Source organism: Bradyrhizobium sp. GW821-FHT13H06 (genome assembly GCF_058803975.1).
Map to the genome: position 1 here is coordinate 847,228 of NZ_JBXAPN010000003.1, position 25,273 is coordinate 872,500.

At 65.0% G+C, this 25,273-nt stretch carries 25 protein-coding genes; 10 read left to right on the plus strand and 15 right to left on the minus strand.

The annotated features are described in order from the left end of the window. The first annotated feature begins 67 nt into the window (after nucleotides 1–67). The gene (gene fdxA / locus AC1RQP_RS16330) at nucleotides 68–406 is read left to right on the plus strand and encodes a ferredoxin FdxA (RefSeq protein WP_018643465.1); all 339 of its coding nucleotides are present in this window, start codon (nucleotides 68–70) and stop codon (nucleotides 404–406) included. A gap of 344 nt (nucleotides 407–750) precedes the next feature. Further along, nucleotides 751–1,578: a CarD family transcriptional regulator gene (locus tag AC1RQP_RS16335; RefSeq protein WP_239620233.1), complete on the plus strand. Its 828-nt coding sequence runs from the start codon at nucleotides 751–753 to the stop codon at nucleotides 1,576–1,578. A 282-nt stretch (nucleotides 1,579–1,860) separates the two neighbouring features. Here AC1RQP_RS16335 and AC1RQP_RS16340 read toward each other — a convergent pair whose 3' ends face one another. From AC1RQP_RS16340 to cyoA, 7 genes are read right to left on the minus strand one after another with little or no spacing between them, the layout of a single operon-like run. After that, nucleotides 1,861–2,394: a response regulator transcription factor gene (locus AC1RQP_RS16340; protein WP_492937700.1), complete on the minus strand. Its 534-nt coding sequence runs from the start codon at nucleotides 2,392–2,394 to the stop codon at nucleotides 1,861–1,863. Next, on the minus strand, nucleotides 2,384–3,787 hold the full coding sequence (locus AC1RQP_RS16345; RefSeq protein ID WP_239620235.1) for an ATP-binding protein: 1,404 nt from the start codon (nucleotides 3,785–3,787) through the stop codon (nucleotides 2,384–2,386). Before AC1RQP_RS16345 ends, AC1RQP_RS16340 begins: the two co-directional genes overlap by 11 nt. Continuing rightward, complete coding sequence (locus AC1RQP_RS16350; RefSeq protein ID WP_492937701.1) at nucleotides 3,759–4,610, minus strand: SURF1 family protein; 852 nt, start codon at nucleotides 4,608–4,610, stop codon at nucleotides 3,759–3,761. Before AC1RQP_RS16350 ends, AC1RQP_RS16345 begins: the two co-directional genes overlap by 29 nt. Before the next feature lie 13 nt (nucleotides 4,611–4,623). After that, nucleotides 4,624–5,004, minus strand: a complete 381-nt coding sequence (gene cyoD / locus AC1RQP_RS16355; protein ID WP_492937702.1) for a cytochrome o ubiquinol oxidase subunit IV — start codon at nucleotides 5,002–5,004, stop codon at nucleotides 4,624–4,626. Next, nucleotides 5,001–5,630, minus strand: coding sequence for a cytochrome o ubiquinol oxidase subunit III (cyoC, locus tag AC1RQP_RS16360; protein ID WP_239620239.1), 630 nt, complete (start codon nucleotides 5,628–5,630; stop codon nucleotides 5,001–5,003). The genes cyoD and cyoC overlap by 4 nt, the downstream gene beginning before the upstream one ends. After that, nucleotides 5,631–7,628 carry a cytochrome o ubiquinol oxidase subunit I gene (gene cyoB, locus AC1RQP_RS16365; RefSeq protein ID WP_492937703.1) on the minus strand — a complete coding sequence of 666 codons (1,998 nt, stop codon included), beginning with the start codon at nucleotides 7,626–7,628 and terminating at the stop codon, nucleotides 5,631–5,633. A 12-nt stretch (nucleotides 7,629–7,640) separates the two neighbouring features. Further along, complete coding sequence (cyoA, locus tag AC1RQP_RS16370; RefSeq protein WP_492937704.1) at nucleotides 7,641–8,801, minus strand: ubiquinol oxidase subunit II; 1,161 nt, start codon at nucleotides 8,799–8,801, stop codon at nucleotides 7,641–7,643. Between the two features lie 181 nt (nucleotides 8,802–8,982). Here cyoA and AC1RQP_RS16375 point away from each other — a divergent pair, with 181 nt between their 5' ends. Further along, the gene (locus AC1RQP_RS16375) at nucleotides 8,983–10,311 is read left to right on the plus strand and encodes an MFS transporter (RefSeq protein ID WP_492937877.1); all 1,329 of its coding nucleotides are present in this window, start codon (nucleotides 8,983–8,985) and stop codon (nucleotides 10,309–10,311) included. Nucleotides 10,312–10,454: 143 nt separating this feature from the next. Here the strand turns inward: AC1RQP_RS16375 and AC1RQP_RS16380 are convergent, their stop codons facing one another. Together AC1RQP_RS16380 and AC1RQP_RS16385 are read right to left on the minus strand one after the other, a co-directional pair. Next, nucleotides 10,455–11,807 (minus strand): M48 family metalloprotease, encoded by a 1,353-nt coding sequence (locus AC1RQP_RS16380; protein ID WP_492937705.1) that lies wholly within the window; start codon nucleotides 11,805–11,807, stop codon nucleotides 10,455–10,457. 177 nt (nucleotides 11,808–11,984) lie between these two features. Next, nucleotides 11,985–12,761 (minus strand): thermonuclease family protein, encoded by a 777-nt coding sequence (locus AC1RQP_RS16385; RefSeq protein WP_492937706.1) that lies wholly within the window; start codon nucleotides 12,759–12,761, stop codon nucleotides 11,985–11,987. Between the two features lie 279 nt (nucleotides 12,762–13,040). On the opposite strand from AC1RQP_RS16385, the gene AC1RQP_RS16390 reads away from it, so the two are divergent. The 3 genes from AC1RQP_RS16390 to AC1RQP_RS16400 all read left to right on the plus strand — a co-directional run bounded on the left by AC1RQP_RS16390 (nucleotide 13,041) and on the right by AC1RQP_RS16400 (nucleotide 15,925). Further along, entirely contained in the window at nucleotides 13,041–14,246 is a 1,206-nt protein-coding gene (locus tag AC1RQP_RS16390) for an ABC transporter substrate-binding protein (protein ID WP_239620246.1), read from the plus strand. Between the two features lie 135 nt (nucleotides 14,247–14,381). Next, on the plus strand, nucleotides 14,382–15,173 hold the full coding sequence (locus tag AC1RQP_RS16395) for an enoyl-CoA hydratase (protein ID WP_124162768.1): 792 nt from the start codon (nucleotides 14,382–14,384) through the stop codon (nucleotides 15,171–15,173). Between the two features lie 2 nt (nucleotides 15,174–15,175). Continuing rightward, nucleotides 15,176–15,925, plus strand: coding sequence for a VOC family protein (locus tag AC1RQP_RS16400; protein WP_492937707.1), 750 nt, complete (start codon nucleotides 15,176–15,178; stop codon nucleotides 15,923–15,925). Nucleotides 15,926–16,101: 176 nt separating this feature from the next. Here the strand turns inward: AC1RQP_RS16400 and AC1RQP_RS16405 are convergent, their stop codons facing one another. The 3 genes from AC1RQP_RS16405 to AC1RQP_RS16415 form a co-directional block, all read right to left on the minus strand. After that, a complete protein-coding gene (locus AC1RQP_RS16405) occupies nucleotides 16,102–16,914 on the minus strand; it encodes an enoyl-CoA hydratase/isomerase family protein (protein WP_239620250.1) in 813 nt (270 codons plus the stop codon). Nucleotides 16,915–17,105: 191 nt separating this feature from the next. After that, nucleotides 17,106–18,266, minus strand: coding sequence for an acyl-CoA dehydrogenase family protein (locus AC1RQP_RS16410; RefSeq protein ID WP_135166830.1), 1,161 nt, complete (start codon nucleotides 18,264–18,266; stop codon nucleotides 17,106–17,108). 18 nt (nucleotides 18,267–18,284) lie between these two features. After that, nucleotides 18,285–19,349 (minus strand): acyl-CoA dehydrogenase family protein, encoded by a 1,065-nt coding sequence (locus AC1RQP_RS16415; RefSeq protein ID WP_492937708.1) that lies wholly within the window; start codon nucleotides 19,347–19,349, stop codon nucleotides 18,285–18,287. 247 nt (nucleotides 19,350–19,596) lie between these two features. Between AC1RQP_RS16415 and AC1RQP_RS16420 the strand changes: the two genes are divergently transcribed. Continuing rightward, complete coding sequence (locus tag AC1RQP_RS16420; RefSeq protein ID WP_492937709.1) at nucleotides 19,597–20,382, plus strand: SDR family NAD(P)-dependent oxidoreductase; 786 nt, start codon at nucleotides 19,597–19,599, stop codon at nucleotides 20,380–20,382. 126 nt (nucleotides 20,383–20,508) lie between these two features. On the opposite strand, the gene AC1RQP_RS16425 is transcribed toward AC1RQP_RS16420, so the two are convergent. After that, nucleotides 20,509–20,781 (minus strand): GlsB/YeaQ/YmgE family stress response membrane protein, encoded by a 273-nt coding sequence (locus tag AC1RQP_RS16425; RefSeq protein WP_239620257.1) that lies wholly within the window; start codon nucleotides 20,779–20,781, stop codon nucleotides 20,509–20,511. A 90-nt stretch (nucleotides 20,782–20,871) separates the two neighbouring features. Then, the gene (locus tag AC1RQP_RS16430; RefSeq protein WP_239620259.1) at nucleotides 20,872–21,453 is read right to left on the minus strand and encodes a YidB family protein; all 582 of its coding nucleotides are present in this window, start codon (nucleotides 21,451–21,453) and stop codon (nucleotides 20,872–20,874) included. Between the two features lie 167 nt (nucleotides 21,454–21,620). Between AC1RQP_RS16430 and AC1RQP_RS16435 the strand changes: the two genes are divergently transcribed. Beyond that, nucleotides 21,621–22,625, plus strand: coding sequence for a 2-dehydropantoate 2-reductase (locus AC1RQP_RS16435; RefSeq protein ID WP_239620261.1), 1,005 nt, complete (start codon nucleotides 21,621–21,623; stop codon nucleotides 22,623–22,625). A gap of 18 nt (nucleotides 22,626–22,643) precedes the next feature. Beyond that, nucleotides 22,644–22,859 carry a hypothetical protein gene (locus AC1RQP_RS16440; RefSeq protein ID WP_239620264.1) on the plus strand — a complete coding sequence of 72 codons (216 nt, stop codon included), beginning with the start codon at nucleotides 22,644–22,646 and terminating at the stop codon, nucleotides 22,857–22,859. Nucleotides 22,860–22,896: 37 nt separating this feature from the next. On the opposite strand, the gene AC1RQP_RS16445 is transcribed toward AC1RQP_RS16440, so the two are convergent. Next, entirely contained in the window at nucleotides 22,897–23,520 is a 624-nt protein-coding gene (locus tag AC1RQP_RS16445) for a hypothetical protein (RefSeq protein ID WP_239620266.1), read from the minus strand. Nucleotides 23,521–23,751: 231 nt separating this feature from the next. On the opposite strand from AC1RQP_RS16445, the gene AC1RQP_RS16450 reads away from it, so the two are divergent. After that, the gene (locus AC1RQP_RS16450) at nucleotides 23,752–25,269 is read left to right on the plus strand and encodes an AMP-binding protein (RefSeq protein WP_492937710.1); all 1,518 of its coding nucleotides are present in this window, start codon (nucleotides 23,752–23,754) and stop codon (nucleotides 25,267–25,269) included. Nucleotides 25,270–25,273: the final 4 nt, after the last annotated feature.

The window sequence follows — 25,273 nt, forward strand, 5'->3', positions numbered from 1 at the left end:
TCTTGCGGCGCCGGGCCATCCGCGCTACGCAAGCCGCGACTTTTAAAAGAGCTTTTCGGAGCGTTGGATGACTTACGTCGTCACTGAAAACTGCATCAAGTGCAAGTACACCGACTGCGTCGAGGTCTGCCCGGTCGACTGCTTCTACGAAGGCGACAACATGCTCGTCATCCACCCCGACGAGTGCATCGATTGCGGCGTGTGCGAGCCGGAATGCCCCGCCGACGCCATCAAGCCGGACACGGAACCGGGCCTGGAAAAGTGGCTCCAGGTCAATGCCGACTACGCCAAGAGCTGGCCCAACATCACCCAGAAGAAAGAATCACCCGCCGACGCCAAGGAATTCGACGGCATGGAAGGCAAGTTCGAGAAATATTTTTCTCCGAACCCGGGCTCGGGCGACTAATTCGGGCCCAAACTTAACCCTAATAGCGGCGTTGGCGCCGAAAACCAGCCCTGAAGACCCCTAAATCATTGATTTTTGCGGGAAATGTGCTATATTGGGCACATTAAGCCGAACCCCGTCAGCCCGTTTGGCCCCTCTGGGTTCCCGTGAAACCAAATGTCGAACAGGGGCGTGGCAGTTTCCGCGCGCAGGCTGTGTCACAGAAAACGCGTAAAAAGAGTACTTCAGCGAGGGCTTCCCATAAGGAGGCCAAAAAAGTCGCCGCGGCCAGCCGTAGCGCATCCAAGGGTCGGACCGCGACGAAGGCGCCGGCTGCAAAGTCCTCGAAGAACAAAAGAAGCGCAATGCCTAACAAGACTGCCAAACCGGCCGCGAAAGCGACCGCTGCCAAGCCTGCTGCTGCCAAGCCTGTGACTGCAAAGCCGGTAACTGCCAAGGCTCCCGCTGCCGCTGCCAAGCCCGCGACGAAGGCTCCTGTTGCTGCTGCGCCTGCCAAGGCTCCCGCGGCGGCGAAGCCGGCTGCCAAGCCCGCTGCTGCGCCGAAGGTCGAGGAAAAGAAGGTCGTGACCCAGCGTCAGGGCTTCAAGGCCAACGAGTTCGTCGTCTATCCCGCTCATGGCGTCGGCCAGATCCTGGCCATCGAGGAGCAGGAGATCGCCGGTGCGAAGCTCGAGCTGTTCGTCATCAACTTCATCAAGGACAAGATGACGCTGCGCGTGCCCACCGCCAAGGTCGCCAATGTCGGCATGCGCAAGCTGTCCGATCCGGCGCTGGTCAAGAAGGCGCTGGAGACGCTCAAGGGCCGCGCCCGCGTCAAGCGCACCATGTGGTCGCGCCGCGCCCAGGAATACGAAGCGAAGATCAATTCGGGCGACATCGTCGCGATCGCGGAAGTCGTGCGCGATCTCTATCGCTCGGAGTCGCAGCCGGAGCAGTCCTACAGCGAACGCCAGCTCTATGAAGCGGCGCTCGACCGTCTCTCCCGCGAGATCGCGGTGGTGCAGCACTCGACCGAGACCGAAGCGGTCAAGGAGATCGAAGCCCAGCTCGCCAAGAGCCCGCGCCGCAACGCCAAGGCGGAAGCCGCCGAGGGCGAAGCCGACGCGGATGCCGAGGGTGAGTCGGACGATACCGATGGCGACGACACCACCGTCGCCGACGAGGCGGCGTAAGCCCCGCGTCGAACGCAAGAGATCAAAAGCCCGGCCGTTCGGCCGGGCTTTTTGTTTGGGGATCGTCATCTGGAGCGACCGGAGCTTTGCGCAAAGGCATCTCAACAAATTCGATGTCGTCCCGGCGAACGCCGGGACCCATAGCCCCAGGGAGAAATTTGACGAAGATTGGTCGTTCGGTACGCCTACCGATCGCAACGATAGATTCCGCGTTATGGGTCCCGGCGTTCGCCGGGACGACGAGAGGAGAGAGTCTTCGTCAAACGACGCGCGACGCTTTCATCACCTCACCGGCCGCTTCTCGAGCTTCCTTGCCAGCGTCCGCCGGTGCATGCCCAGCCGTCGAGCCGCTTCCGAGATGTTGAACTCCGTCTCGATCAGGGTCTGGTGGATGCGCTCCCATTCCAGCGTCTTGATCGAGGTCGGCCGCGCATCGAGCGCGACCTCGGCGTTGCCTTCGGCCTTGTTGAAGGCGGCTTCGATGTCATCGGTGTTCGACGGCTTTGCCAGATAGTGGCATGCGCCCAGCTTGATCGCTTCGACGGCGGTGGAGATGCTGGCAAAGCCGGTCAACACCACGATCAGCATGTCCGGATCATGCGTGTGCAAGAGCTCGACGCAGGCAAGGCCCGAGGCGCCGCCGAGCTTGAGGTCGACCACGGCGTGGCCGAAGGAGCGTTGCTCCAGCACCTGGCGCACCTCCTCGATCGAGGCGGCGAGCACGACCTCGTAGCCGCGGCGCTCGAAGGAGCGCTTCAGCGTGCGGGCGAAGCCGGCGTCGTCCTCGACGACGATGAGGGAGCGGTCAGGCGTCAAAATTCCCTCCGATCGCGAGCGTTGCGAGCGGCAACGTCAGGCGCACCGTGGCGCCGCGCTTCCTGTGGTTCTCGGCGGTCACGGTGCCTCCCAATTTGCGTACGACATTCACCACCAGGAACAGGCCGAGCCCGCCGCCGGCGCGTCCCTTGCTCGAGTGGTAGGGCTTGCCGAGCTGCGCCAGCATCTCCGGCGCAAAACCCGGGCCGCGGTCGCTGATCGACAGCACGAGATTGTCGCCTTCGCGCTCGGCCACGAGCTCGACCCAGTCGCGCGAGACCTCATAGGCATTGTCGAGCACGTTGAAGATCACCTGCTTCAACGCGACGTCGGAGACGATCGCGACGTCCTCGCCGAACGTGTTGACGAAGTACAGCGTGCGCGCCGAGCGCGCGTTGCGCCACTCTTCGACCAGTGCCGTGACGAAGGCCGTCACCGTCGTCGGCGAGGAGCCTTCGCCGCGCGCTTCGCCCGCCGACACCAGGATCCCCGTGACGATCGATTTGCAGCGTTGCAGCGATGTCTCCATCTCCGCAAGATCCTCGGCAAGCTCCGGATCGGCGGCGAGATCCGGCATGCGACGCCAGTCGCTGAGGATCACCGAGAGCGAGGCGAGCGGCGTGCCGAGCTCATGTGCCGCGCCGGAGGCGAGCAGGCCCATGCGCACGATGTGGTCCTGCTCGGCGGCATGCTGACGCAGCGCCGCCAGATGCGCATCGCGCTGGCGCAAGTTCCTGTTGATGCGGGTGACGAACACCACCAGCAGCACGGCGTTGAGGACGAAGCCGAGCAGCATGCCTGTTACGGTGAGGGTGTAGGTCTCGCTCAGCGGATTGGGCGGCAGGTCGAGCGGCCGGTAGGCCAATGTCAGCCAGACGAAGCTCGCACAGGTCAGCGCGACCAGCGACCAGGTCGAGCGGGCATCGAGCAGCACCGCGCCCAGCGTCACCTGGAGCAGGAACAGCGAGGTGAAGGGATTGGTGGCGCCGCCGGACAAATAGAGCTGCGCGGTCAGCGCGGCGACGTCCAGCATCAGGGCGACCAGGAGCTCGTTGTTGGTGATCGCGGCGCGATGGCGCACCCAGACCAGGCTGGAGACGTTGAGCAGCACCAGCGCGCCGATGACCGCGGCCATCCGCTCCAATGGGAGGGGGATGCCCAGACCAAAATGCACGGCGCCGATGGTCACGATCTGGCCGACCACCGCGGTCCAGCGCAGCTGGATCAACAGCGCCATGTTCTTGCGGTTGGTCTCGTCGTCGGTCGGAGCGCTGCCGATCAGCTCGCTGCGCGCATCGGCCTGCGACTGCAGCGTGACGGCCAGCCCGTCACGCGCAAGCGTCTGGGAAAGCGTTTTCCCGTCGTCAGGTCGGCTCGACGATCGTTCCAGCATCTGATCCCGTCCTGCGGGCGATGGCATCGGAGCCGCCGGCCGTTTCGTGGACGAAGCGCTTGCGGCGGAACAGCCCGCCGCCGAATGTGACGAAGAGTTTACCGGCCAGCATGAAAGCCAGGGCAAACCACGTCAGCGCGTAGATCAGGTGGTTATTGGGAAAGCGGATCACGGTCAATCCGCCGATCGGACCGCCGGCGATTTGTGATCCGGCGTCGGCATCGACGAAGAAGGGTGCGACGTCGTGAAGGCCGCGTTCCGCCGCAATCGCGGCGACGTCGCGTGAGTACCAGCGGTTGTGCTGGGGCGCGTTGTCCCGGAGAAATCCGCCCTTCGGCTCCGTCACGCGGATCAGGCCGGTGATCTCGACCTGACCGTCGGGATTGCCGCCCCTGCGCGTCGACGCGTCGCGCCGCTCGGACGGCACGAAGCCTCGATTGATCAGCACCAGCGTGCCGTCGCTGCGCTTCAGCGGCGTCAGCACCCAATAGCCCGGGCCTTCCTCGGTGACGGCCTGAACCAGAGTCTCGCGGTCATGCAGGAAACGGCCGCTGACGCTGACGTGCCTGTATTCGTCGTTCGCGGCGCTGATGGTGGGCCATGACGTGGGCGAGGGAACCGGCTGCGCCGGAGCATGAACGCGCTGCTCGACGCGGTCGATCAGCGCCAGCTTCCAGGCCCGGCGTTCGATCTGCCAAACTCCGAGCGCGCCCAGAATTGCAAAGGCGATGAGCAAGAGCGCCGTGAGCCACAAGGAAGGGGCGCGCACAGCCTCGCTGCGCGTCCCCCCTGGCTTGCTCGTCACGGTCCGGGTCTTGCTCACTTCGGAGTCTCGCTTAGTTCATTCCCGGCATCTGATGCACCGGCATCATGTTGCTGTTGAGGTGGCTCATCACCCACAGCGAACCGGACAGCGCGATCACCACCATCACGATGGTGAAGATCAGCGCCATCATGCTCCAGCCGTTCTCGGAGGCCGTGTTCATGTGCAGGAAGTAGATCATGTGCACGACGATCTGCACGACCGCGAAGGCCATGATGACCAGCGCGGTGATCTGCTTGCTCGGAAGCGCCTCGCTCATCACCAGCCAGAACGGGATCGCGGTGAGCACCACCGAGAGCACGAAGCCGAGCAGATAGGTCGAGAACGTGCCGTGGGCGTGGCCGTCGCCGTGGTGATGATGGTCCGCATGGGCGGCGTGGGTATCGGTGTTCATCGCAGAACTCCCAGGAGATAGACGAAGGTGAAGACGCCGATCCAGACCACGTCGAGGAAGTGCCAGAACATCGACAGGCACATCAGGCGGCGGCGGTTGGCCTCGATCAGGCCGAACTTCTGGACCTGCACCATCAGCGTCACGAGCCAGATCAGGCCGCACGAGACGTGCAGGCCGTGGGTGCCGACCAGGGTGAAGAAGGCCGAGAGGAAGGCGCTGCGCTGCGGCGTGGCGCCCTCGTGGATCATGTGGGCGAACTCGGTGAGCTCGATGCCGATGAAGGCAAGGCCGAACAGGCCGGTGATCGCCAGCCACATCTGGGTCTGGGCGACCTTGTTCTGCTGCATCGTCAGCATGGCAAAGCCATAGGTGATCGACGACAGCAGCAGCATCGAGGTGTTCACCGCGACCAGGTTCAGGTCGAACAGGTCCTTCGGGGCGGGGCCGGCGGCATAATTGCCGCCGAGCACGCCGTAGGTGGCGAACAGGATCGCGAAGATGAGACAGTCGCTCATCAGGTAGATCCAGAAGCCGAGCGCGGTGCTCCAGCCTTCCGGGTGCGGATGTTCGTCGGCGAGATAGAAGACCGGCTCGCCGGTTTGCGAGGGATTGACAGCGACAGTCATTTACTTGGCTCCGGCGAGCAGTTTGGTGCGCGCGTCCTCCGTCCGGATGATGTCTTCAGCCGGAATGTCGAAGTCGCGGTGATAGTTGAAGGTATGGCCGATCCCGACGGCGAGCATCGCGATGAAGCTCGCAGCCGCCAGCCACCACATGTACCAGATCAGGCCGAAACCCATCGCGGTGGCGAAGCCGGCGAGGATGATGCCGGTGCCGGTGCTGCTCGGCATGTGGATCGGCTTGAAACCGGTGAGCGGACGCTGATAACCGCGCTTCTTCATGTCCCACCACGCGTCATTGTCGTGAACGACCGGGGTGAAGGCGAAGTTGTAGTCCGGCGGGGGCGAGGAGGTCGCCCATTCCAGCGTACGCGCGTCCCAGGGATCGCCGGTGACGTCCTTGAGCTGCTCGCGCTTGAGCAGGCTGACCGCGAACTGCATCAGCATGGAGAGGATGCCGATGAAGATGAAGAGGGCACCGATCGCGGCGATGACGAACCAGATCTGAAGCGAGGGGTCTTCGAACACGCGCAGGCGGCGGGTCACGCCCATCAGGCCGAGCACGTAGAGCGGCATGAAGGCGAGGTAGAAGCCGGTGACCCAGAACCAGAACGACATCTTGCCCCAGAACGGATCGAGCTTGAAGCCGAACGCCTTCGGGAACCAGTAGTTGATACCGGCGAACGCGCCGAACACCACGCCGCCGATGATCACGTTGTGGAAATGCGCGATCAGGAACAGGCTGTTGTGCAGGACGAAGTCGGCCGGCGGCACCGCGAGCAGAACGCCGGTCATGCCGCCGATCACGAAGGTCAGCATGAAGGCGATCGTCCACATCATCGGCAGTTCGTAGCGGATGCGGCCGCGATACATCGTGAACAGCCAGTTGAACATCTTCGCGCCCGTCGGGATCGAGATGATCATCGTGGTGATGCCGAAGAACGAATTGACGCTGGCGCCCGAACCCATCGTGAAGAAATGGTGCAACCACACCAGGTACGACAGGATGGTGATGACGACCGTGGCATAGACCATGGAGGTGTAGCCGAACAGCCGCTTGCCCGAGAAGGTCGAGGTGACCTCGGAGAAGATGCCGAAAGCGGGGAGAACCAGGATGTAGACCTCGGGGTGGCCCCAGATCCAGATCAGGTTCACGTACATCATCGGGCTGCCGCCGAAATCGTTCGTGAAGAAGTTGGTTCCGACGTAGCGGTCGAGCGAGAGCAGCGCGAGCACCACGGTCAGGACGGGGAAGGAGGCGACGATCAGGACGTTGGTGCAGAGCGAGGTCCAGGTGAACACCGGCATCTTCATCATCGTCATGCCGGGGCACCGCAGCTTGACGATGGTACAGATCAGATTGATGCCGGATAGCGTCGTTCCGACGCCGGCGACCTGCAGCGCCCAGATGTAATAGTCGACGCCGACATCGGGACTGTAGCCGATGTTCGAGAGTGGCGGATAAGCCAGCCAGCCGGTGCGGGCGAATTCGCCGATGAACAGCGAGGCCATCACCAGCACCGCGCCGCCGACCGTCATCCAGAAGCTGAAATTGTTCAGGAACGGGAACGACACGTCGCGTGCGCCGATCTGGAGCGGCACGACATAGTTCATCAGGCCCGTGACCAGCGGCATCGCCACGAAGAAGATCATGATCACGCCGTGGGCGGTGAAGACCTGGTCGTAGTGATGGGCGTTGAGATAGCCTTCGGAGCCGCCAAAGGCGAGCATCTGCTGGCCGCGCATCATCAGCGCGTCGGCGAAGCCGCGCAGCAGCATCACGATGCCGAGGATCATGTACATGATGCCGATGCGCTTGTGGTCCACCGTGGTGAACCACTCGCGCCAGAGATAGCCCCAGAGACGGAAGTAGGTGAGGCCGCCGAGCAGCGCCGCGCCGCCGAGCGCGACCACCACGAAAGTGCCGACGACGATCGGCTCGTGCAGCGGCAGTGACTCGAAGGTGAGCCGGCCGAAGATGAGCTTGAGAAAATCAGGAGACATGCTGGATCTCTATTAGGAGTCTGACTTCGGACGCTGTCCGAGGAAGAAGGACGAGGACTTGAGCGGCGTGAACGACGGCCGCTTCAGGCCGGCGCCGATGAGCGGCATGGTGTCGGTCGGGGCCGTGATCGAGGCGGTGGTCTTGCCCTGCGGCGCATCCGGCGTGCAGGTGCCGGCGACGAAGCTCGGCTCCGGCCCAAGCGCGGTGCCGCGGCGGGCGTATTTGTCGTAGGCCAGCGGCAGCGTGTTGTTCAGGCCCTGATGGCCGGCGCCGCCCTTGGCGTCGATCGCCATCATCTCGCTCTGGCACATCTTGCCGGTCTCGACGCACATGTTGAGGATCAGGCGGTAGAGATCGGCATCGACGGTGCCCCAGCGCCGCACCGGCTCGTTCTGGCTGGGCTTTTCGAGCTGGAGATATTCGGCGCGGCCGAGCGCGCCGCCGGCCGACTTGGCGCTGGCGATCCAGGCGTCAAAGCCCTTGTCGTCGAGGCCCTTGAAGTTGAAGTGCATGCCGGAGAAGCCGGCGCCGCTGTAATTCGCCGAGAACCCCTTGTAGGTGCCGGGGTGGTTGACGACGGCGTGGAGCTTGGTCTCCATGCCCGGCATTGCGTAGATCTGGCCGGCGAGCGCGGGGATGTAGAACGAGTTCATCACCGAGGAGGCGGTGATGCGGAAGTTGATCGGACGATCGACGGGCGCCGCCAACTCGTTGACGGTGGCAATGCCGTAGCCCGGATAGATGAAGAGCCACTTCCAGTCGAGCGCGACGACGTCGACCTCGAGCGGGGCCTTGGACTGGTCCACGGCGCGGTCGGCATGAATGCGGCCGAGCGTGCGGTACGGATCGAGCAGATGCGTGCCCATCCAGGTCAGCGCGCCCAGGCAGACGATGATCAGCAGCGGCGCCGACCAGATCACCAGCTCGAGCTTGGTCGAATGGTCCCATTCCGGCTCGTAGCGAGCCGCCGTGTTGGACTGGCGGTAGCGCCAGGCGAACAGCGCCGTCAGCGCCATCACGGGCAGGACGATCAGGAGCATCAGGACGGTGGAGATGATGACGAGGTCGCGCTGCTGGGCAGCGATGTCGCCGGCTGGCGCCAGCACGACGTAGTTGCAGCCGCTGAGCGCAACTGCCAGGGGTAGTAGCGCCAGGATCTTGAGACGAGACACGGGCCGAGCCTTTGAGAATGAGTTTCCTTTGCGGGGGCAACGGGTAGCTGCGACGCAACAATCCGGACATTGGACAATTTGTCCAATGTTGCAGTGCAGAATGTTGGGACAGACAGAACCGGATTGCCTGGCCTTCGGCCGGGCGGTCGGCTTTGGTTTTCAGGACGTTAAGGGCGCACGAATGGCGACGGCACAGACCCCCGCAATGGCAGACCTCCACACGGGCGAGCACGGCCACGACCAGGCCAGTCCCGGCGAGATCGCTATCGGCGTCATCATCGGCCGCACCTCGGAATTCTTCGACTTCTTCGTCTTCGCGATCGCTTCGGTGATCGTGTTCCCGCGCCTGGTGTTTCCGTTCGCGAGCGAACTGACCGGCACCCTTTATTCGTTCATGATCTTCGCGCTGGCCTTCATGGCCCGGCCGATCGGCACCGTCATTTTCATGACGATCGACCGTGCCTACGGCAAGACGGCAAAGCTGATCTCGGCTCTCTTCCTGCTCGGCACCGCCACCGTGGCGCTCGCGTTCCTGCCCGGCTATCACGAGATCGGCGTCGCCGCGATCTGGCTGCTGGCGCTGGCGCGCATTGCGCAGGGTCTGGCCTGGGGCGGCGCCTGGGACGGCATGGCTTCGCTGCTGGCGCTGAACGCCCCGTCCTCCCAGCGCGGCTGGTACGCGATGGTGCCGCAGCTCGGCGCCCCGCTCGGACTGATCGTGGCGAGCGCGCTGTTCGCTTATTTCGCCGGCAATCTTTCCGCGGATGATCTCTTCGACTGGGGCTGGCGCTATCCGTTCTTCGTCGCCTTCGCCATCAACGTCGTGGCGCTGTTCGCGCGCCTGCGCATGGTGACGACGGAAGAATACGCCACGCTGTTCGAGACCCGCGAATTGCAGCCCTCGCGCATCTCCGAGACCGTCGCGCGCGAAGGCCAGAACATCATGCTCGGCGCATTCGCGCCGCTGGCGAGCTTCGCGCTGTTCCACATGGTCACGGTGTTTCCGCTGTCCTGGGTGTTCCTGTTCACCCGCGAGAGCCCGGTGCGCTTCCTGATCATCGAGATCGTCGCCGCCATGTTCGGTGTCGCCGCGATCGTGATCTCCGGCATCATCGCCGACCGCGTCGGACGCAAATCGCTGCTGATGGGATCGGCGATCGCGATCGCGATCTATAGCGGCTTTGCCCCGCAGCTGCTCGATGCCGGCGCGTTCGGAGAGACCATCTACATGGTGATCGGCTTCATCCTGCTCGGCCTGTCCTTCGGCCAGTCCTCCGGCGCGATCGCCTCGAACTTCCGGCAGACATACCGCTACACGGCTTCGGCATTGACCTCGGACATGGCCTGGCTGTTCGGCGCCGGCTTTGCCCCGCTGGTGGCGCTGCTGCTCGCCACCAATCTCGGCGTCATCGCTTCGGGTGCGTATCTGCTCTCGGGCGCGTTCTGGACCCTGCTCGCGCTCTGGCTCAGCGGCCAGCGCGAGGCGGGCGACATGGACGCGGGGCGTTAGGCTCGCGTCGTCGCCGCATCACAGGTGTCGTAGTGTCGTAGGGTGGGCAAAGGCGCATCGCGCCGTGCCCACCACCTGTCGCTATCATTGAGGGATGGTGGGCACGCTTGCGCTTTGCCCACCCTACGGCGCCGACCGTTGCCTCAATCCGCCACGATCTTCACGCGATCGCGCACCTTCACCTGGGCGGTGCGATCGAGGCCGTTCAGCACGCGGAAGCGCTCGGCGGGATGATCGACGCCGGCCATGCGGTGGGAGAGCGATTCCACGGTATCGCCGGGCTGCACGGTGATGACCTTGATGCGCAGCGGGCGCGCGGCCTGAATCTCTTCGAGAGTCAGGCGACGGAACGAGTTGACGGTCTCGCGCGCGTTGCGCTCGCTCTCGGTCGACTTCTGCCGTGTCGCGAAGATGAAGCGATAGACGTCGCTGCCGAAGCGCAGCGCATAGACCTTGAACTGCCACTGATCGCCCTTGGCGGTGGCGGACGCTGCCGGAAACCCGTTGATCGTGAGATCCTCGGTCGACGCCTTCTCGACGCCTTCCATCCAGCCCGAATTCAGGTAGTCGCCGAGCGACTGTTCGGCCGGCACGCGCACCACGTCGAAGCGCATCGCCTGCGCGCCGCCCTCGCGCACGCCGATCACGGCCTGCGCGGTGTTGTCGAGCGTGAAATTGTCCGGCGCCTGGAAGGTGAAGCCGAGCTTCGGATGCAGGAAACGCCGGCCGCGGACGAAGCCTTCGCTGGGATCTTCGCCATAGACGAGGTTGTCGATCGCGGCGAGATAGCTTTCGCGGTCGCGCTCGGCGCCCTCCGGCGCCGTGTATTGCCGCGCGATATTCTGCGCGTTCTGCACGCGTTCCGGGGTTGCCGGATGCGACGAAGTGAAATCCTGCGCGCGCGGATCGAGCGAGCTCTTGCCGGCCTTCAGCTCGGCATTGCGCTCCATCGCCGAGAGGAAGCGCGCCGCGCCATAGGGATCGAAATGTGCCTTGGCGGAAATGCCGACCCCGATGCCGTCGGCCTCGATCTCCTGCTTGCGCGAGAAACTCGCCATGGTGAGCTTGGTCTTGGCCAGCGCAAGCGCGGTGAGATCGGGATCGTTGCTCATGTCGGTGACGACGCGGGTGACGATCGCGGCCTGGCGGGCCTGGTCCTCGCGCATCGCGGCGTGCTTGGACAGCACATGCGCCATCTCGTGGCTGAGCACGGAAGACAATTCGGAGGTGTCGCTGGCGAGCGCGAGCAGGCCGCGCGTGACATAGAGCTGGCCGTTCGGCAGCGCGAACGCGTTCACCGCGCCGGAATTGAGGATGGTGACCTTGTAGCCCTGATCGGGGCGGTCGGAAGCCGCGACCAGCCGGTCGACGGTCTTGCTGACCAGCGCCTCGAGCCTGGGATCGTCATAGGTGCCGCCATAGCTCGCCAGGATGCGCTCGTGCTCCTTCTCGGTGGCGGGGGTTTGCGCCACGGCGGGCTTCGGCTTCGGCATCATGACGGTCGCCGGGGCCGCCGCGGTCTGGAACCGGCCCATATCGCCACAACCGGCGAGAACAGCCGTGCCCAGAACAAGGCACAGCGCGGCCGGCGCCGCCCGCAGGCGGCGGCGTTCAACCCGTACGTGCCGTTCTAGCACCCCATCCACGTCGCTTAACCCGTGCCTGGCCTGATCTTAAGGCCTTACCCCTGTCGGCTCGTTTGCGCCCAGCAACTCGACCTGCCCCACGAGGCGCACATCGATGCGCGGCCCCGTACTCCCCTCAACCCAGCCCCGAACTCGAATACGCCGATTCTCCAGGGACTTAAGGCTGATACCGGCGCCTTCGAACGCCGGCAGCGTGCGCTTTGAAATAGTCACGGCAAAGCCACGTGTCCAGTTCCGTCCGAAGTTGAGGTAGGTCGTTGCCCCAGCTTGCCGGACCGACAGGACTTTGCCCTCGACCACCGTAAAGCGCCCGATCTCCGCCAAAATATCGTCCGGACTTTCCGCGTTTTTTATGGCCGACAGGTCAGCCCAGCTGCCCATTTTTTGGCGCCGTGCCGCGGCTTCTGACGCCATCAGGGAGGCCGCGCAGTCCTTGTCCGCGATCTCGGCGGAGACCATGGCGTCGCCCCGGGCGAGCAGCGTGGCCTGCACCGGGGTGTCGCTTCCGCCGATGAAGACCAGCGCCCCTTGGCGGCCGTAGCGATCGGGCGTGTCGTCAGCACCGCGGAGTATCACGTCGCGGCCGGCGAGCAGCGATGTCAGCGCCTGCTTCGTCGTCGCCGTCGGCTCGATCCCGCTAAGGCGAATTTCGCGGCCGTCGTCGAGACGCACGCTGCGCGCATCGACGATCGCGGCAACGCGGCCTTCGTCTTGGGATTGGGATTCGAACTGGCACGGATTGGCGAGCGCGGCGCTTCTCGCGACGAGAAGACATGCGACGATGAGATGAAGCAGTCGCGTCACGTGACCCGGAGAGGTTGCGTTGCGGGCGGATCATAACTCAAGCGTCGTGAGCCGCGAAGAGTCTTCCTCACAATGACGGCGCGGAGGCGCATTTCCGCATCTCACCATTCCGCTTTGCGGAAAACGCGCGCGGCAATCGTGTGCTCTCAACACCCGCGCGCTTGCTGCGCTGTTGCGCATGCGGCAGGATTGCGGCAATAGCGATAGCGAACAGCTATAGCCAAGAGCAATAACCAAGCCGCCATCAGAGTACGGCGCGATAAAGGGAGATCGTTTTCGATGAAGAGACTTTTGCCTGGCATTTTTGCCGCCGCTTTTGCCTTGAGTGCAAGCGCCGCGCAGGCTCAGGACAAGCCGCCGCTGAAGATCGGCGGAATCCTCGACATGTCGAGCCTGTATGCCGACATCACCGGTCCCGGCAGCGAGACTGCGGCCAAAATGGCCGTCGAGGATTTCGGTGGCGAGGTGCTGGGGCGCAAGATCCAGGTGCTGGCGGCCGACCATCTCAACAAGGCGGATCTCTCCGCCAACATCGCCCGCGACATGCTCGACAACCAGGGCGTCGAGATGATCTACGACGTCGCGGCCTCCGCGACCGCGCTTGCTGCCGGCGAGATCGCGAAAGCGCGCAACAAGATCATCATCTTCAATGGCCCGGGCTCGATCCGTCTCACCAACGAGGCCTGCGGTCCCTACACCGTGCACTACGTGTTCGACACCTACGGCCAGGCCAACGTGACCGGCCTTGCGGCCGTGAAGTCGGGTCTCGACACCTGGTTCTTCCTCACCGCCGATTACGCTTTCGGCCAGGACCTGGAGAAGGACACCGGCAGCGTCGTGACCAAGACCGGCGGGAAGGTGCTCGGCAGCGTGCGCCATCCGCTCAACACGTCGGATTTCTCCTCGTTCCTGCTGCAGGCCCAGGCCTCCAAAGCCAAAGTCATCGGGCTCGCCAATGCCGGCGGCGACACCGTCAACGCGATCAAGCAGGCGGCCGAGTTCGGCATCACCAAGGGCGGCCAGAAGGTCTCGCCGCTGCTCGCCTTCGTCTCCGATATCGATTCGATCGGGCTCGAGACCGCGCAGGGCCTGTTGCTGGCCGAGGCGTTCTACTGGGACCTCAACGACGACACGCGCGCCTTCTCGAAGCGCTTCATGGAGCGTACCAAGCGGGTGCCGACCTCGGCGCAGGCCGGCGTCTATTCTTCCGTCACCCATTACCTGAAAGCCGTGAAGGCAGCCGGCACGACCGACGCCGCGGCGGTGATCAAGGTGATGAAGGAGACGCCTATCAACGACTTCTTCGCCAAGAATGGCAAGATCCGCGAGGACGGCCGCATGATCCACGACATGTACCTGTTCGAGGTGAAGAAGCCGTCGGAGTCCAAGGGCCGCTGGGACGACTACAAGCTGCTCGCCACCGTCCCCGGCAACGAGGCGTTCCAGTCACTGGAGCAGTCGCGCTGCCCGCTGGTGAAGAAGTGACGCGAAGCGTCATCCCGGGGCGCGCGTGAGCGCGAGCCCGGGATCTCGAGGTTCTCAGGTGCGCAATCGCGCACCGGGGTTCTCGTTGCGCGAGCCCGGAACGACGGAGCAAAGCAACAACAAGGGAGACGTCCTGTGAGCAACGACATGGTCCTGCAGAAGCTCGAAGGCGGGCTGCTCACCATCACGATGAACCGCCCGGAGCGGAAGAACGCGCTCAACCCTGACATGGTCGCCGGGCTGGTCGAAGCGGCGCGGCGCGCGGCTGATGATCCGGAGGTGCGGGCGGTGCTGTTCAAGGGCGCGGGCGGCTCCTTCTGTGTCGGCGGCGACGTCAAGTCGATGGCGGCAGGCCGCGCGCCGCTGCCGTTCGAGCAGAAGCTTGCGAATCTGCGCCGCGGCATGGAGGTCTCGCGCATCCTGCATCAGATGCCCAAGCCCGTGGTGGCGCAGCTCGATGGCGCCGCGGCCGGCGCGGGCCTGTCGATGGCGCTGTCCTGCGACCTGCGCATCGCCTCCGAATCCTGCAAGATCACCACCGCCTTCGCCAAGGTCGGATTCTCCGGCGATTACGGCGGGACCTATTTCCTGACGCAACTGCTCGGCAGCGCGCGGGCGCGTGAGCTCTATCTGATGTCGCCGGTGCTCACCGCCAGGGAAGCGCATGCGATCGGCATGGTGACCAGGGTCGTGCCCGACGCCGAGATCGATGCCGCCGCGCACGAGCTCGCGCTGTCGCTGGCGCAGGGCCCGTCGATTGCGCTCGGCTTCATCAAGCGCAACATCAACAATGCCGAGCATCTGGCGCTGGAGGATTGCTTCGACGGCGAGGCGATCCATCACACCCGCTGCGGCGACACCGAGGATCACAAGGAGGCCGCCAAGGCCTTCGTCGAGAAGCGCAAACCCACATTCAAGGGCGCATGACCATGGCGCCCTATATGCGGTTGCGGCAGATCTGCCTGGTCGCGCCGCAGCTCGCGCCCGTCGTTTCCGACATCGCGGAGATCATGGGCCTTTCCGTCTGCTATCGGGACGGCAATGTCGCCAAATACGGCCTGGAGAACGCGCTGCTCCCGGTCGACGCGATCTTGCTCGAGGTGGTGGCGCCCTTCAAGGACGGCACCACGGCGGGGCGCTTCATCGAGAAGACCGGCGGCCGCGGCGGCTATATGGCGATCTTCTGCTGCAACGATCCGGACGAGCGCGGCCGCAACGCCAACGCGCTCGGCGTGCGCACCGCCAACGTCATCGACCATGCGCCCTATCACGGCGTGCAGCTCCACCCGCGCGACTGCCGCGCCGCCTTCATCGAGTTCAACCACACCGAAGGCAGCGACGACATTCTGGGCCCCTATCCGCCGGCGGGGCCCGACTGGCAGAAATTCATCCGCAAGGATGTGACGCAGGCGCTGACGGCCGTGGAGATGCAGAGCCCGGACCCGCAGGGGCTGGCGGAGCACTGGGGGAAGATCATCGGGATTGCGCCGAGTGGCGATGCCGAACTGAAGCTGCCGAACGCAACCTTCCGCTTCGTGAAGGGCGCCAGCGAGATCATGAGCGCGCTGGAGTTTCGGGTGACCGACGCGGCTCAGGTGCTGCATGCCGCGCGAGCTAAGGGGCACGCGGTTGCGGGGAACGAGTTCCTGCTCAGCGGGGTGACGTTTCGCGTGAGCTGATCCTGTTCGTTATCCGTCACCCTGAGGTGCTCGCCTCTTCGGCGAGCCTCGAAGGGCGACGGCCACTGGCCCGGCCGTTCATCCTTCGAGGCTCTCAGCACGGCGCTATGCACCGTGCTGCTCGCACCTCAGGATGACGGGTCGAGACCGCCGCGACGAGATACGGCGGGGCAGAACTACCTTCCCTTGAAATTCGCCGCGCGCCGCTCTTCCGTCGCCTTCACACCTTCCTTGAAGTCTTCCGTCGCGCGCAACCTGGTCTGCTCGGCGAGCTCGTGGTTGGTCGCGGCCATGACGCGGTCGGCGAGGCCGGCGCGCATGGTGGCGCGGGTGGAGAGCAGGCCGAGCGGGGAGCATTCGGCGATCTCGCCGGCGAGCTTCATCGCGGCCGATTTCACCTGGTCCTGCGGCACCAGCTCGTTGGCGAGGCCCCACTTGTAGGCCTCCTCGCCGGTGACGCGGCGGCTGGTGTAGAACATCAGCTCGGCGTTGTTCTTGCCGATCAGCTCGGGCAACGTCACGGTCAGGCCGAAGCCGGGATGAAAGCCGAGTTTGGTGAAGTTCGCGGAGAAGCGCGCCTCGGGGCAGGCGACGCGGAAATCGGCCGACACCGCGAGCCCGAGTCCGCCGCCGATGGCCGCGCCCTGAACGGCGGCAACGATCGGCTTCTTGGCGCGGAAGATGCGCACCGCCTGGATGTAGAGATGGTTGATCGGGCCGAGGCTGTCGGCCGGATCGCCCTTCTTGTCGGCTTCGCGCGCTTCCTGCGCCTGCCGCGCCGGATCGCCGAAATTGGCGCCGGCGCAGAACGCCTTGCCCTGCGCTGAGAGCACGGAAGCGCGGATCTCGATGTCGCGATCGAACTCTTCCAGCGCATCCGCGATCTGGTTGATCAGCGATATGTCGAAGAAGTTCAGCGGCGGTCGGCGGATCTCGATGGTGCCGACATGCCCGACCTTCTCGACGCCGATATCCTTGTAGGTGCTCATTTCTAATCTCCAGTATCTCAGTAGCGAAGAATCACCTCTCCCATTGGAGAGGTCGATTTGCGCCAGCAAATCGGGTGAGGGGATCAGCTCCTCTATCGTGGGACCCTAACCCCTCACCCGGCGCTACGCGCCGACCTCTCCCGATGGGAGAGGTTGACGGAGCGCGAGGAGACAGGTCCGATCCCATCAGCTTAGCGCAAGCCAAGTCCGCGGGCGATGATGCCGCGCAGCACCTCGGTGGTGCCGCCCTGAATGGTGAGTTTCGGCGCGGTCTTGATGGCGAAGTCGAGCTGCCGCTCCAGCGTCTCGCGGTTGCTCGCGGTCTCCTCGACGAAGGCGGCGAGGTCGCGGACGCGGTGAGGAAGCTGCTGCTCCCAGACCGTGCCGATGTCCTTGACGATGGACGCTTCGACCACCGGCTCCTTGCCGGCTTCCAGCATGCCGGCAACCGAGACCGACATGCGGCGCATGGTGTGGAGTTGCGCCACCAGCCGGCCGATGCCCTCGGCGCTGCGCGTGTCCGGATTGGGACCGACTGCGCGCACCAGTTCGGTCAGCACGTAATAGGTCTCCAGGAAGCGCTCGGGGCCGGAGCGCTCGTAGGCGAGTTCCGAGGTGGCCTGCTTCCAGGCGCCGTCGACCTCGCCGAGCACGTGATCGTCGGGGATGAAGTGGTCGGTGAAGACGACCTCGTTGAATTCGTACTGTCCGGTGATCTGGCCGATCGGGTTCACCTTGATGCCGGGCTGCTTCATCTTGACCAGGAACTGCGTCAGGCCGTGGCGGCGGTTCTCCTTGGTCGGCGGCGAGGTCCGGAAGATCGCGATCATGTAGTCGGCGATGTGTGCCGACGAGGTCCAGATCTTGGTGCCGTTGATGAGGTAGCCGCCGTCGGTCTTGGTCGCGCGCGTCTTCGCCGCAAACAGGTCGGAGCCGGAATTCGGCTCGCTCATGCCGATGGCAAAGCAGACCTCGCCGCGGCAGATTCGCGGCAGGATCTCCATCTTGATGTGCTCGGGCGCGTATTTCAGCAGCACCGGCCCGCTCTGGCGGTCGGCGACGAAGAAGCGCCGCGTCGGCGCGTTGGCGACGCGCATCTCCTCGGTCACGACGTAGCGTTCGAGGAAGGAGCGTTCCTGGCCGCCATATTTCTTCGGCCAGGTCATCCCCAGCCAGCCCTTGGCGCCGACCCTGCGGGAAAATTCCGGCGCGTCGGTGTCCTCGCGGTTGGGCTTGTGCGGATCGAAGGTGCCGGCGGCGATTTCCTCGGCGAGGAAGGCGCGCACCTCCTTGCGCAGCTGTTCGCACTTCTCCGGCAGGCGGATCGGATCGAAACGGAGGGCAGCGGTCATTGTTGTCTCGTCTCCTGATCAGCGCGACGCCACGAGCGGCCACAATTCGTCGGCGCCGCGGTTCGCGACCAGCCTGCCGAGCTCGACGGCCCAGTAGCTTTCCGAGCCGAAATCGTCGCGCCAGGCCAGCGCCCGCAGCGAATAGCGGTGCAGGATATGCTCCATGGTGAAGCCGATCGCGCCGTGGACCTGATGCGCGATGCCGCCGCCTTTCTCGGCGGCTTCCGCGCAGCGGATCTTGGCGGAGGCGGCTTCGAGATAGACCTCGTCGTTGAAGGATCTTGCGTTGGCGATCGCGTCGGCGGCCGACGTCGCCGCCGCAAGCGCCGCGGCGGACTCGCCGGCAAGGCGCGCGAGATTGTGCTGCACCGCCTGGAATTTCGAGATCTTCTTCTCGAAGGCGACGCGCTCGTTGGAATAGCGCACGGAGATATCGAGCATCGATTCCAATGCACCGGCGATCTGAAGGCTGCGTGCGACGCCGCCCATCAGCATCAGCGTGGTCTGGTCGCAGCCCTTCGGCGCGGGTTTGATGATGATGGGCTGGACCTTGTCGAGCGTCACGGTGTCGCTGTGGTCGTAGCCGACATTGAGGCCGGCCTCGATCCGTGCCCTGGCCGCATCGACCAGCGCGATGGAAACACCGTCCTTGCCGTGCGCCAGCACCACGAAGTGCTTCGCTGTCTTCGCGAACGGCACGCCGCGGGCACGGCCGGAGAGCGCGCCATCGGCAGCGAGGCTGATGCGGTCCTTCGGCGAAGCCGGCAGCACCGTCATCTCGCCTTCGGGCGATGAGATCCTGGCCTGCGCCAGCAGCCACCCCGCCAGCATGGTCTCGGCCAGAGGCACCGCGACCGCGAAACGGCCGGCGGCGTTCAGCAGCGCAAAGCCATCGGCAAGGCTCGCGCCGGAGCCGCCGAGATCATCGGGCACCCAGGACAATGGAAGGCCGGCCTCGCTCAGCGCCCGCCACAGCGGCGCCTGCCACGAATCCTTCTTGTCGTTGTTGATGGTTTGCGGATCGGCGAGATCGGCGAAGATTTTCTCCGCGGTCTCGACGACGATATTGTCACTCTCCGCCACAGCGTTCCCCGTGTCTTGCCATTGGCGCGTCCCGTTCCGTAGGCGGGTGCGCGCTCTCTTCTTGCGCCCGAAGATCGGAAAAAGCCATGGCCCTGACAAGCGTTGACCGCAGGTCAACCTGCGGCGTGGGCATGGGCGCAAGGGCCAACAGGAGGCTAATTCCGCTTAGCGGAGTTTGCTCGATTTGCAGGGCGCGGCAAACTCGCTAAAGAGGACGCCAACGTCAGAACAGGGGAAGGAATTCGGGATGGCAAAGGACAGTCTGTGCGCAATCGTGACGGGATCGGCGTCCGGCCTCGGCGCGGCGACCGCGGAGATTCTCGCGCGGAGCGGGGCGCGGCTCGTCATCAACTATTCGTCGAGCCAGAAGGAAGCCGAGGCCACGGCCGACCTCTGCCGCAAGGCCGGCGCGGCGGAGGTCCTGGTCGCGCAGGGCGATGTTTCCAGGGATGAGGATTGCCGCAAGATCGTAGCTGCCGCTGCGCCCTGGGGCCGGCTCGATATCCTCGTCAACAATGCCGGCACCACCAAGCATGTCGCTCACGCCGATCTCGACGGATTGTCGGCGGAGGATTTCCAGCGGGTCTATGGCGTCAACACCATCGGTCCATTCCAGATGGTGCGCGCGGCGCGCAGCCTGCTCGAGGCGGGCGCGAAGGCTTCGGGACGGCCTTCCGCGGTGGTCAACGTATCCTCGGTCGCCGGCATCAGCGGTGTCGGCTCGTCGATCGCGTACGCCGCGAGCAAAGGCGCACTCAACACCATGACGTTGTCGCTGTCGCGTGCGCTGGCGCCGCTGATCCGCGTCAACACGGTATGCCCCGGCTATATCGACACGCCCTGGTTCACCAAAGGCCGCGGCGAGGCAGGGGCCAAACAGGTGCGCGATAGCGTTGTCGCAAAGGTGCCGCTGAAGGTCGCCTCGCGCGCAGAAGACATCGCGCAACTCGTCTGCTTCCTGGCGATGCCGGCCTCCAGCAACATGACCGGCGAGGTCGTGCGCATGGATGCGGGGATGCATCTGGTTACCTAGCTCGTCATTGCGAGCGAAGCGAAGCAATCCAGAATCCCTCCGCGGAAACGGCCTGGATTGCTTCGTCGCAAGCGCTCCTCGCAATGACGAGTACGGAGCGACGGCGTGCCCCGACTTCCCGCGCTACTACCCCTTGATCACGCCGCTCGCCACCAGCCGGTGCCAGATGAACAGCACCACCACGGCGCCGATCGTGGCCATGATGAAGCCGGCGCCCTGGTCGGGGCTGTAATGGCCGATGGCCTGGCCGAGGAAGGTCGCCAGAAATGCGCCGGCGATGCCGAGGATGGTTGTGAGGATGAAGCCGCTCGGATTATTCGGCCCCGGCGCCAGCCAGCGCGCGATAAGGCCGGCGACGAAGCCGACGACGATGATCCACAACAGGCCGCCCATGCTCATGAGTGTGCTCCCCTTCCCGAGAACGCTTCGAGCATGATCCGAAGAAGTGTGTCGCGGTTCTCCGAATGGATCATGCTCAGACCAAGAACTTCAGATTCGGCCCGAGATTTCGTTCTCGGTCGGCAGCCGTCCGTCCGGCGTCAGATGGTCGACCACCTGCGGCAGATATTGGCTGAGGCCGGAGAGCAGTTCCTCGCGTGACAGGCCGCTCTGGGCGGACAGGCTGTCGATCTGGTCGGCGCCGAGTGCGCTGGCGAGATCGCCGGGCGCGATCGGCTTGTTCTCGCCCCTGCCGACCCAGGAATTCGCAGCTTCGCCCTGGCCGCTCTGCTGGAGCTGGTTGAGGAGATCGCCGAGCCCACCGCTGAGCACGGTGCCGGCCGCGCCGCCCGCAAGCAGGCCGCCGAGGCCACCTTTGAGCAAATCGCCGAGACCGCCGCCGGGGCCGCCCGCATTCGCCTGCGTCGGAGGCGGCAGCGGCGACCGCGGCTGCGGGGCAGGCGCCGCGCCGGGCTGCTGGCCTGCCGTCAAATGCTTGAACGCCTTCCAGGCGAGCAGGCCGAGCAGCGCCATGGTCATCGGCGACATGCCGCCGGAGGATTTCTCGGAGCTCGGTGTGCTCGGGCCGCGCGGGCCGTTTTGCATGCCATTGAGGACGTCGAGTAGACCCATGGTGCTCTCCTTTGGCCTCTGGTTCGGCGAGCGCTCGCCGCTGACTGCCCCCGGGGCGAAAACATATGGGGCACGCATGACCGTTACAAGTCGGATGCACCGCGATTGGTTGCCGGCCTGGCCTCTGCTATCGAAGGCGAGCCGTTCAGGTTGAGCAAGGCGAGGTTATGACAAATCGACCGATCGTAGTCGCCGGCGCGGGCGCCATCGGCTGTTTCGTCGGCGGCATGCTGGCGGCCGCCGGCCGCCGCGTCGCGCTGCTGGTGCGGCCGCGGGTGAAGACCGAGATCGAGCGGTTCGGCCTGCTTCTGACCGATTTCGACGGCTCCGAGAAGAGGCTTGGCGCGGGTCAGCTCGCGCTATCGGAGGATCCCGCGATCTTCCACAGCGCAGGTATCGTGCTGGTCACGGTGAAGAGCGCCGACACCGCCGACATCGCGGATCAGATCGCGCAGCATGCGCCGCAGGATGCCGTCGTCGTCTCGCTCCAGAACGGCATCGGCAATGTCGCGGTGCTGCGTGAGCGGCTCGGCGGCCGCCGCGTGCTTGCGGGTATGGTGCCGTTCAACGTGATCGCGATGGGCGGGGGGCGTTTCCACCGCTCGACCTCCGGCGACATCCACGTGGGAGAGGATCCGGAGAACACGGCCGCCGCACTCTCCGTCGCCGGCCTGACGGTGCGCGCGAGCGGTGACATCACCGGCGTGCAATGGGGCAAGCTGATCATCAATCTGAACAATGCGCTCAGCGCGTTGTCGGACTTGCCGCTCGCCGCGCAACTGGCGAACCGCGACTGGCGCAGATTGTTCGCCGACCAGATGGCCGAGGGGCTCGCGGCGCTGAAGGCGGCCGGCATCACGCCGGTCTCGGCGACGCCGATCCCGATGAGGTGGTCTCCGGCCTTGCTGCGGCTGCCCGATGCGATCTTCAAAGCGATCCTGGGACGCACGATGAAGATCGATCCCGAGGCGCGCTCCTCGATGTGGCAGGATCTCAAGCAGGGCCGCAGGACCGAGATCGACTATCTCCAGGGCGCGGTCATCGCGCTCGCCGAGCGGAACAATGTCAGCGTGCCGCTGATGCGCCGCATTGTTGCGCTGATCAAGGAGGCTGAGACGGCCGGCAACGGCCCGCTGCGGCTGACGCCGCAGCAGATTCGCGGGTCGGCGTGAGTGCGAAGGAGGAACGCGATGAAGCGTGGTTTGATGATCGGGCTTGCACTGGCCGCGCTTTGCGCCGCATCGACGCTCGCCTACGCCAGGCCGCCGACGGTCATGAACTCGCCCGGCTATGACAGGCGGTTGCAGGAGAGCCGCAAGGAGTTGAGTGGTTCGATGGCCATAACGGAGCCCGCGACTGCGCCCGCGGTCAAGCCGAAGCGCGGCAAGAAGAAGCACACGAACTGACGCTCCACGCTCAATCCGGAAATGACGCTGTCTCGGCTCAGCCCTTCTTCGCGGGCTTGCTCGGGGTCGGGTTGAACAGCTTCTTCAGATCGTTCAAGCTTTCCGATAGCCGTGGCCATTCGCAGGAGAACGAGCCCTTGGTGCAGGGTGCGCCCTTCGGCCTCGGGCCTGCGGCCTGCTGGACCTTTGGCCGCTCGACCGGAATAGGCACGCGCTCGACTTCGGTTCGCAGTGCCACCTGCTGAAGCTGCTGCACCAGTTGCTCTTGCTGCTCGCGCTGCTGGCGAGCGGTGGCCTGGGCTGCTTCATTGCTGCGGCGCTGACTGGCGAGATAGGCGGTGTAGGCTTCGTCGATCTTCTTCTGTTCCTCCGGCGTCGGATTGGGGCCGGCGATGTCGAAGGTGCGATCCTGGAGGAAGTCGTAATAGGAATAGCCGCCGCCCGGCTTGCGGCGGCCAGCAAACTTGGCGTTGCAATCGGCAAGCGCGGAGGTCTTCTCGGACTTGGTTGCGGCCTTCTCGGCGGCGTCGGCGCATTCCTCGAAATCGACCGGCGCGCGCTTCCACCATTGCGCCTCGGCATGCGCATGCGTCAGCAGGAGAGACCCTGCTGCGGTCACAAGAAGCAGCGCCGCACGACGCGATGTAGCCACGGCCGACATTCTACGAGAGCATTCCTTGCAGGACTCAACCCGAACTGAGTCGAGACCGATTTTTGCCCCTTTATCGCCGCCTTGTCACCCATGGAACTTGGGAATTTCATGTCTGCAATGCTGACATTTTGTGCTTGACGTGGCGCGGGAGTCACAGCGCCCTGCCGGCAGACTGTTACACTCATGCCGTGAGCGCCTCACTCCCGAGGCGTCGCCAAGAAGACGAAGTGGAAACGCCTGATGCTGCTGCCCCTGTCCGACGTGCCGCGCTGGTACGCTGAACGCAAACCGCATGGCACGATCGCCATCCGTCACGGGCAGGACACGCTGACCTGGGACGAGCTCGAGCGTGGCGCCAACCGGCGCGCCCGGGCGTTCGCGGCAAGGGGCGTCAAGCCCGGCGATTTCGTGGCGATCGGCCTGCCGAACGGCAACACGTTCTTCGAGACCTCCTTCGCGGTATGGAAGTGCGGGGCGACGCCGACCTCGCTGTCATGGCGGCTGCCGCGCGGCGAAGCCGCCGCGGTGCTCGACATTCTGAAGCCGGCGCTTGTGGTCGGCGGCGAGGCCGACTGGAATGCGCCGAACCGGCTGCCTGCGGACTTCGTGCCGGAAGGTTTCTCGGACGAGCCGCTCAATGCGCCGGTGGCGCGCTATTGGAAAGCGATGACCTCAGGCGGCTCGACCGGCCGTCCCAAGGTGATCCTCGACCATCAGCCGGCGGTGACCGACACGGTCGCCGCGCCGCCGCTCAACATCCCCTTCGGAGTTTCGCTGCTCAATCCCGGCCCGCTCTACCACAATGCGCCGTTCATCGTGTCGCATTACGCGCTGTTCGTCGGCGGCAAGCTCACCGGCCTTACCAAGTTCGATGCCGAGGAGACGCTGCGCCAGATCGAACGCGAGCGCGTGCAATGGGTCAATTTCGTGCCGACCATGATGCACCGGATCTGGGCGCTGCCGGAGAACGTGCGCAACGCCTACGATGTGTCGAGCCTGCAGACGGTCTTCCACATGGCCGCGCCGATGCCGCCCTGGCTGAAGGAGAACTGGATCGCCTGGCTCGGGCCCGAGCGGATATGGGAGCTCTATGGCGGCACCGAGCGCCAGGGCGCCTGCATCATCTCCGGCACGGAATGGCTGACGCACAAGGGCTCGGTCGGCAAGATCGGCGACATGGCGAAGCTTCGCATCATCGGCGAGGACGGCAACGATGTTGCGCCGGGGGAGACCGGCGAGATCTACTTCCTCAACAATGACGGCAAGGACGCCACCTATCACTATCTCGGTGCCGAGCCGAAACGCCGTGCCGACGGCTGGGAATCGCTCGGCGATATCGGCCGGCTGGATGCGGAAGGCTATCTCTATCTCGGCGACCGCCTCGCCGACATGGTCTTGCGCGGCGGCGCCAACATCTATCCGGCCGAGGTCGAGGCCGCGGTCTCTGCCTGCCCCGGGGTGCGCTCCTGCGTCGTGGTGGGCTTGCCCGATCCGGAATTGGGCCAGCGTGTGCATGCCATCATCGAACCGGAGCCTGACGCCAACGGCCAGGCCATCGCCGACGGCATGACGGAGTTTCTGAAAGACCGGCTCAGCCGCTACAAGCACCCCGAAAGCTTCGAGTTCGTCGGCGCTCCGCCGCGCGATGATTCCGGTAAAGTCCGCCGCACCCTGTTGCGCGATGAGCGCGCGGCGTGGATGAAGGAGGGGCGCGCCTTCCGGATCTGGCCGGCGAAAGCGCGGGCGCACGTCGAGTAAGACA

Excerpts from the sequence above, each read along its gene's own strand:
- fdxA (WP_018643465.1), top strand. The coding sequence starts at position 68 with ATGACTTACGTCGTCACTGAAAACTGCATCAAGTGCAAGTACACCGAC.
- AC1RQP_RS16450 (WP_492937710.1), top strand. The coding sequence starts at position 23,752 with ATGCTGCTGCCCCTGTCCGACGTGCCGCGCTGGTACGCTGAACGCAAA.
- AC1RQP_RS16345 (WP_239620235.1), bottom strand. The coding sequence starts at position 3,787 with ATGCTGGAACGATCGTCGAGCCGACCTGACGACGGGAAAACGCTTTCC.
- AC1RQP_RS16430 (WP_239620259.1), bottom strand. The coding sequence starts at position 21,453 with ATGGGTCTACTCGACGTCCTCAATGGCATGCAAAACGGCCCGCGCGGC.
- AC1RQP_RS16435 (WP_239620261.1), top strand. The coding sequence starts at position 21,621 with ATGACAAATCGACCGATCGTAGTCGCCGGCGCGGGCGCCATCGGCTGT.
- cyoC (WP_239620239.1), bottom strand. The coding sequence starts at position 5,630 with ATGACTGTCGCTGTCAATCCCTCGCAAACCGGCGAGCCGGTCTTCTAT.
- AC1RQP_RS16335 (WP_239620233.1), top strand. The coding sequence starts at position 751 with ATGCCTAACAAGACTGCCAAACCGGCCGCGAAAGCGACCGCTGCCAAG.
- cyoB (WP_492937703.1), bottom strand. The coding sequence starts at position 7,628 with ATGTCTCCTGATTTTCTCAAGCTCATCTTCGGCCGGCTCACCTTCGAG.
- AC1RQP_RS16445 (WP_239620266.1), bottom strand. The coding sequence starts at position 23,520 with ATGTCGGCCGTGGCTACATCGCGTCGTGCGGCGCTGCTTCTTGTGACC.
- AC1RQP_RS16410 (WP_135166830.1), bottom strand. The coding sequence starts at position 18,266 with ATGACCGCTGCCCTCCGTTTCGATCCGATCCGCCTGCCGGAGAAGTGC.
- AC1RQP_RS16425 (WP_239620257.1), bottom strand. The coding sequence starts at position 20,781 with ATGAGCATGGGCGGCCTGTTGTGGATCATCGTCGTCGGCTTCGTCGCC.
- AC1RQP_RS16420 (WP_492937709.1), top strand. The coding sequence starts at position 19,597 with ATGGCAAAGGACAGTCTGTGCGCAATCGTGACGGGATCGGCGTCCGGC.
- AC1RQP_RS16440 (WP_239620264.1), top strand. The coding sequence starts at position 22,644 with ATGAAGCGTGGTTTGATGATCGGGCTTGCACTGGCCGCGCTTTGCGCC.
- cyoD (WP_492937702.1), bottom strand. The coding sequence starts at position 5,004 with ATGAACACCGATACCCACGCCGCCCATGCGGACCATCATCACCACGGC.
- AC1RQP_RS16380 (WP_492937705.1), bottom strand. The coding sequence starts at position 11,807 with ATGATGCCGAAGCCGAAGCCCGCCGTGGCGCAAACCCCCGCCACCGAG.
- AC1RQP_RS16400 (WP_492937707.1), top strand. The coding sequence starts at position 15,176 with ATGGCGCCCTATATGCGGTTGCGGCAGATCTGCCTGGTCGCGCCGCAG.
- AC1RQP_RS16390 (WP_239620246.1), top strand. The coding sequence starts at position 13,041 with ATGAAGAGACTTTTGCCTGGCATTTTTGCCGCCGCTTTTGCCTTGAGT.
- AC1RQP_RS16405 (WP_239620250.1), bottom strand. The coding sequence starts at position 16,914 with ATGAGCACCTACAAGGATATCGGCGTCGAGAAGGTCGGGCATGTCGGC.
- AC1RQP_RS16375 (WP_492937877.1), top strand. The coding sequence starts at position 8,983 with ATGGCGACGGCACAGACCCCCGCAATGGCAGACCTCCACACGGGCGAG.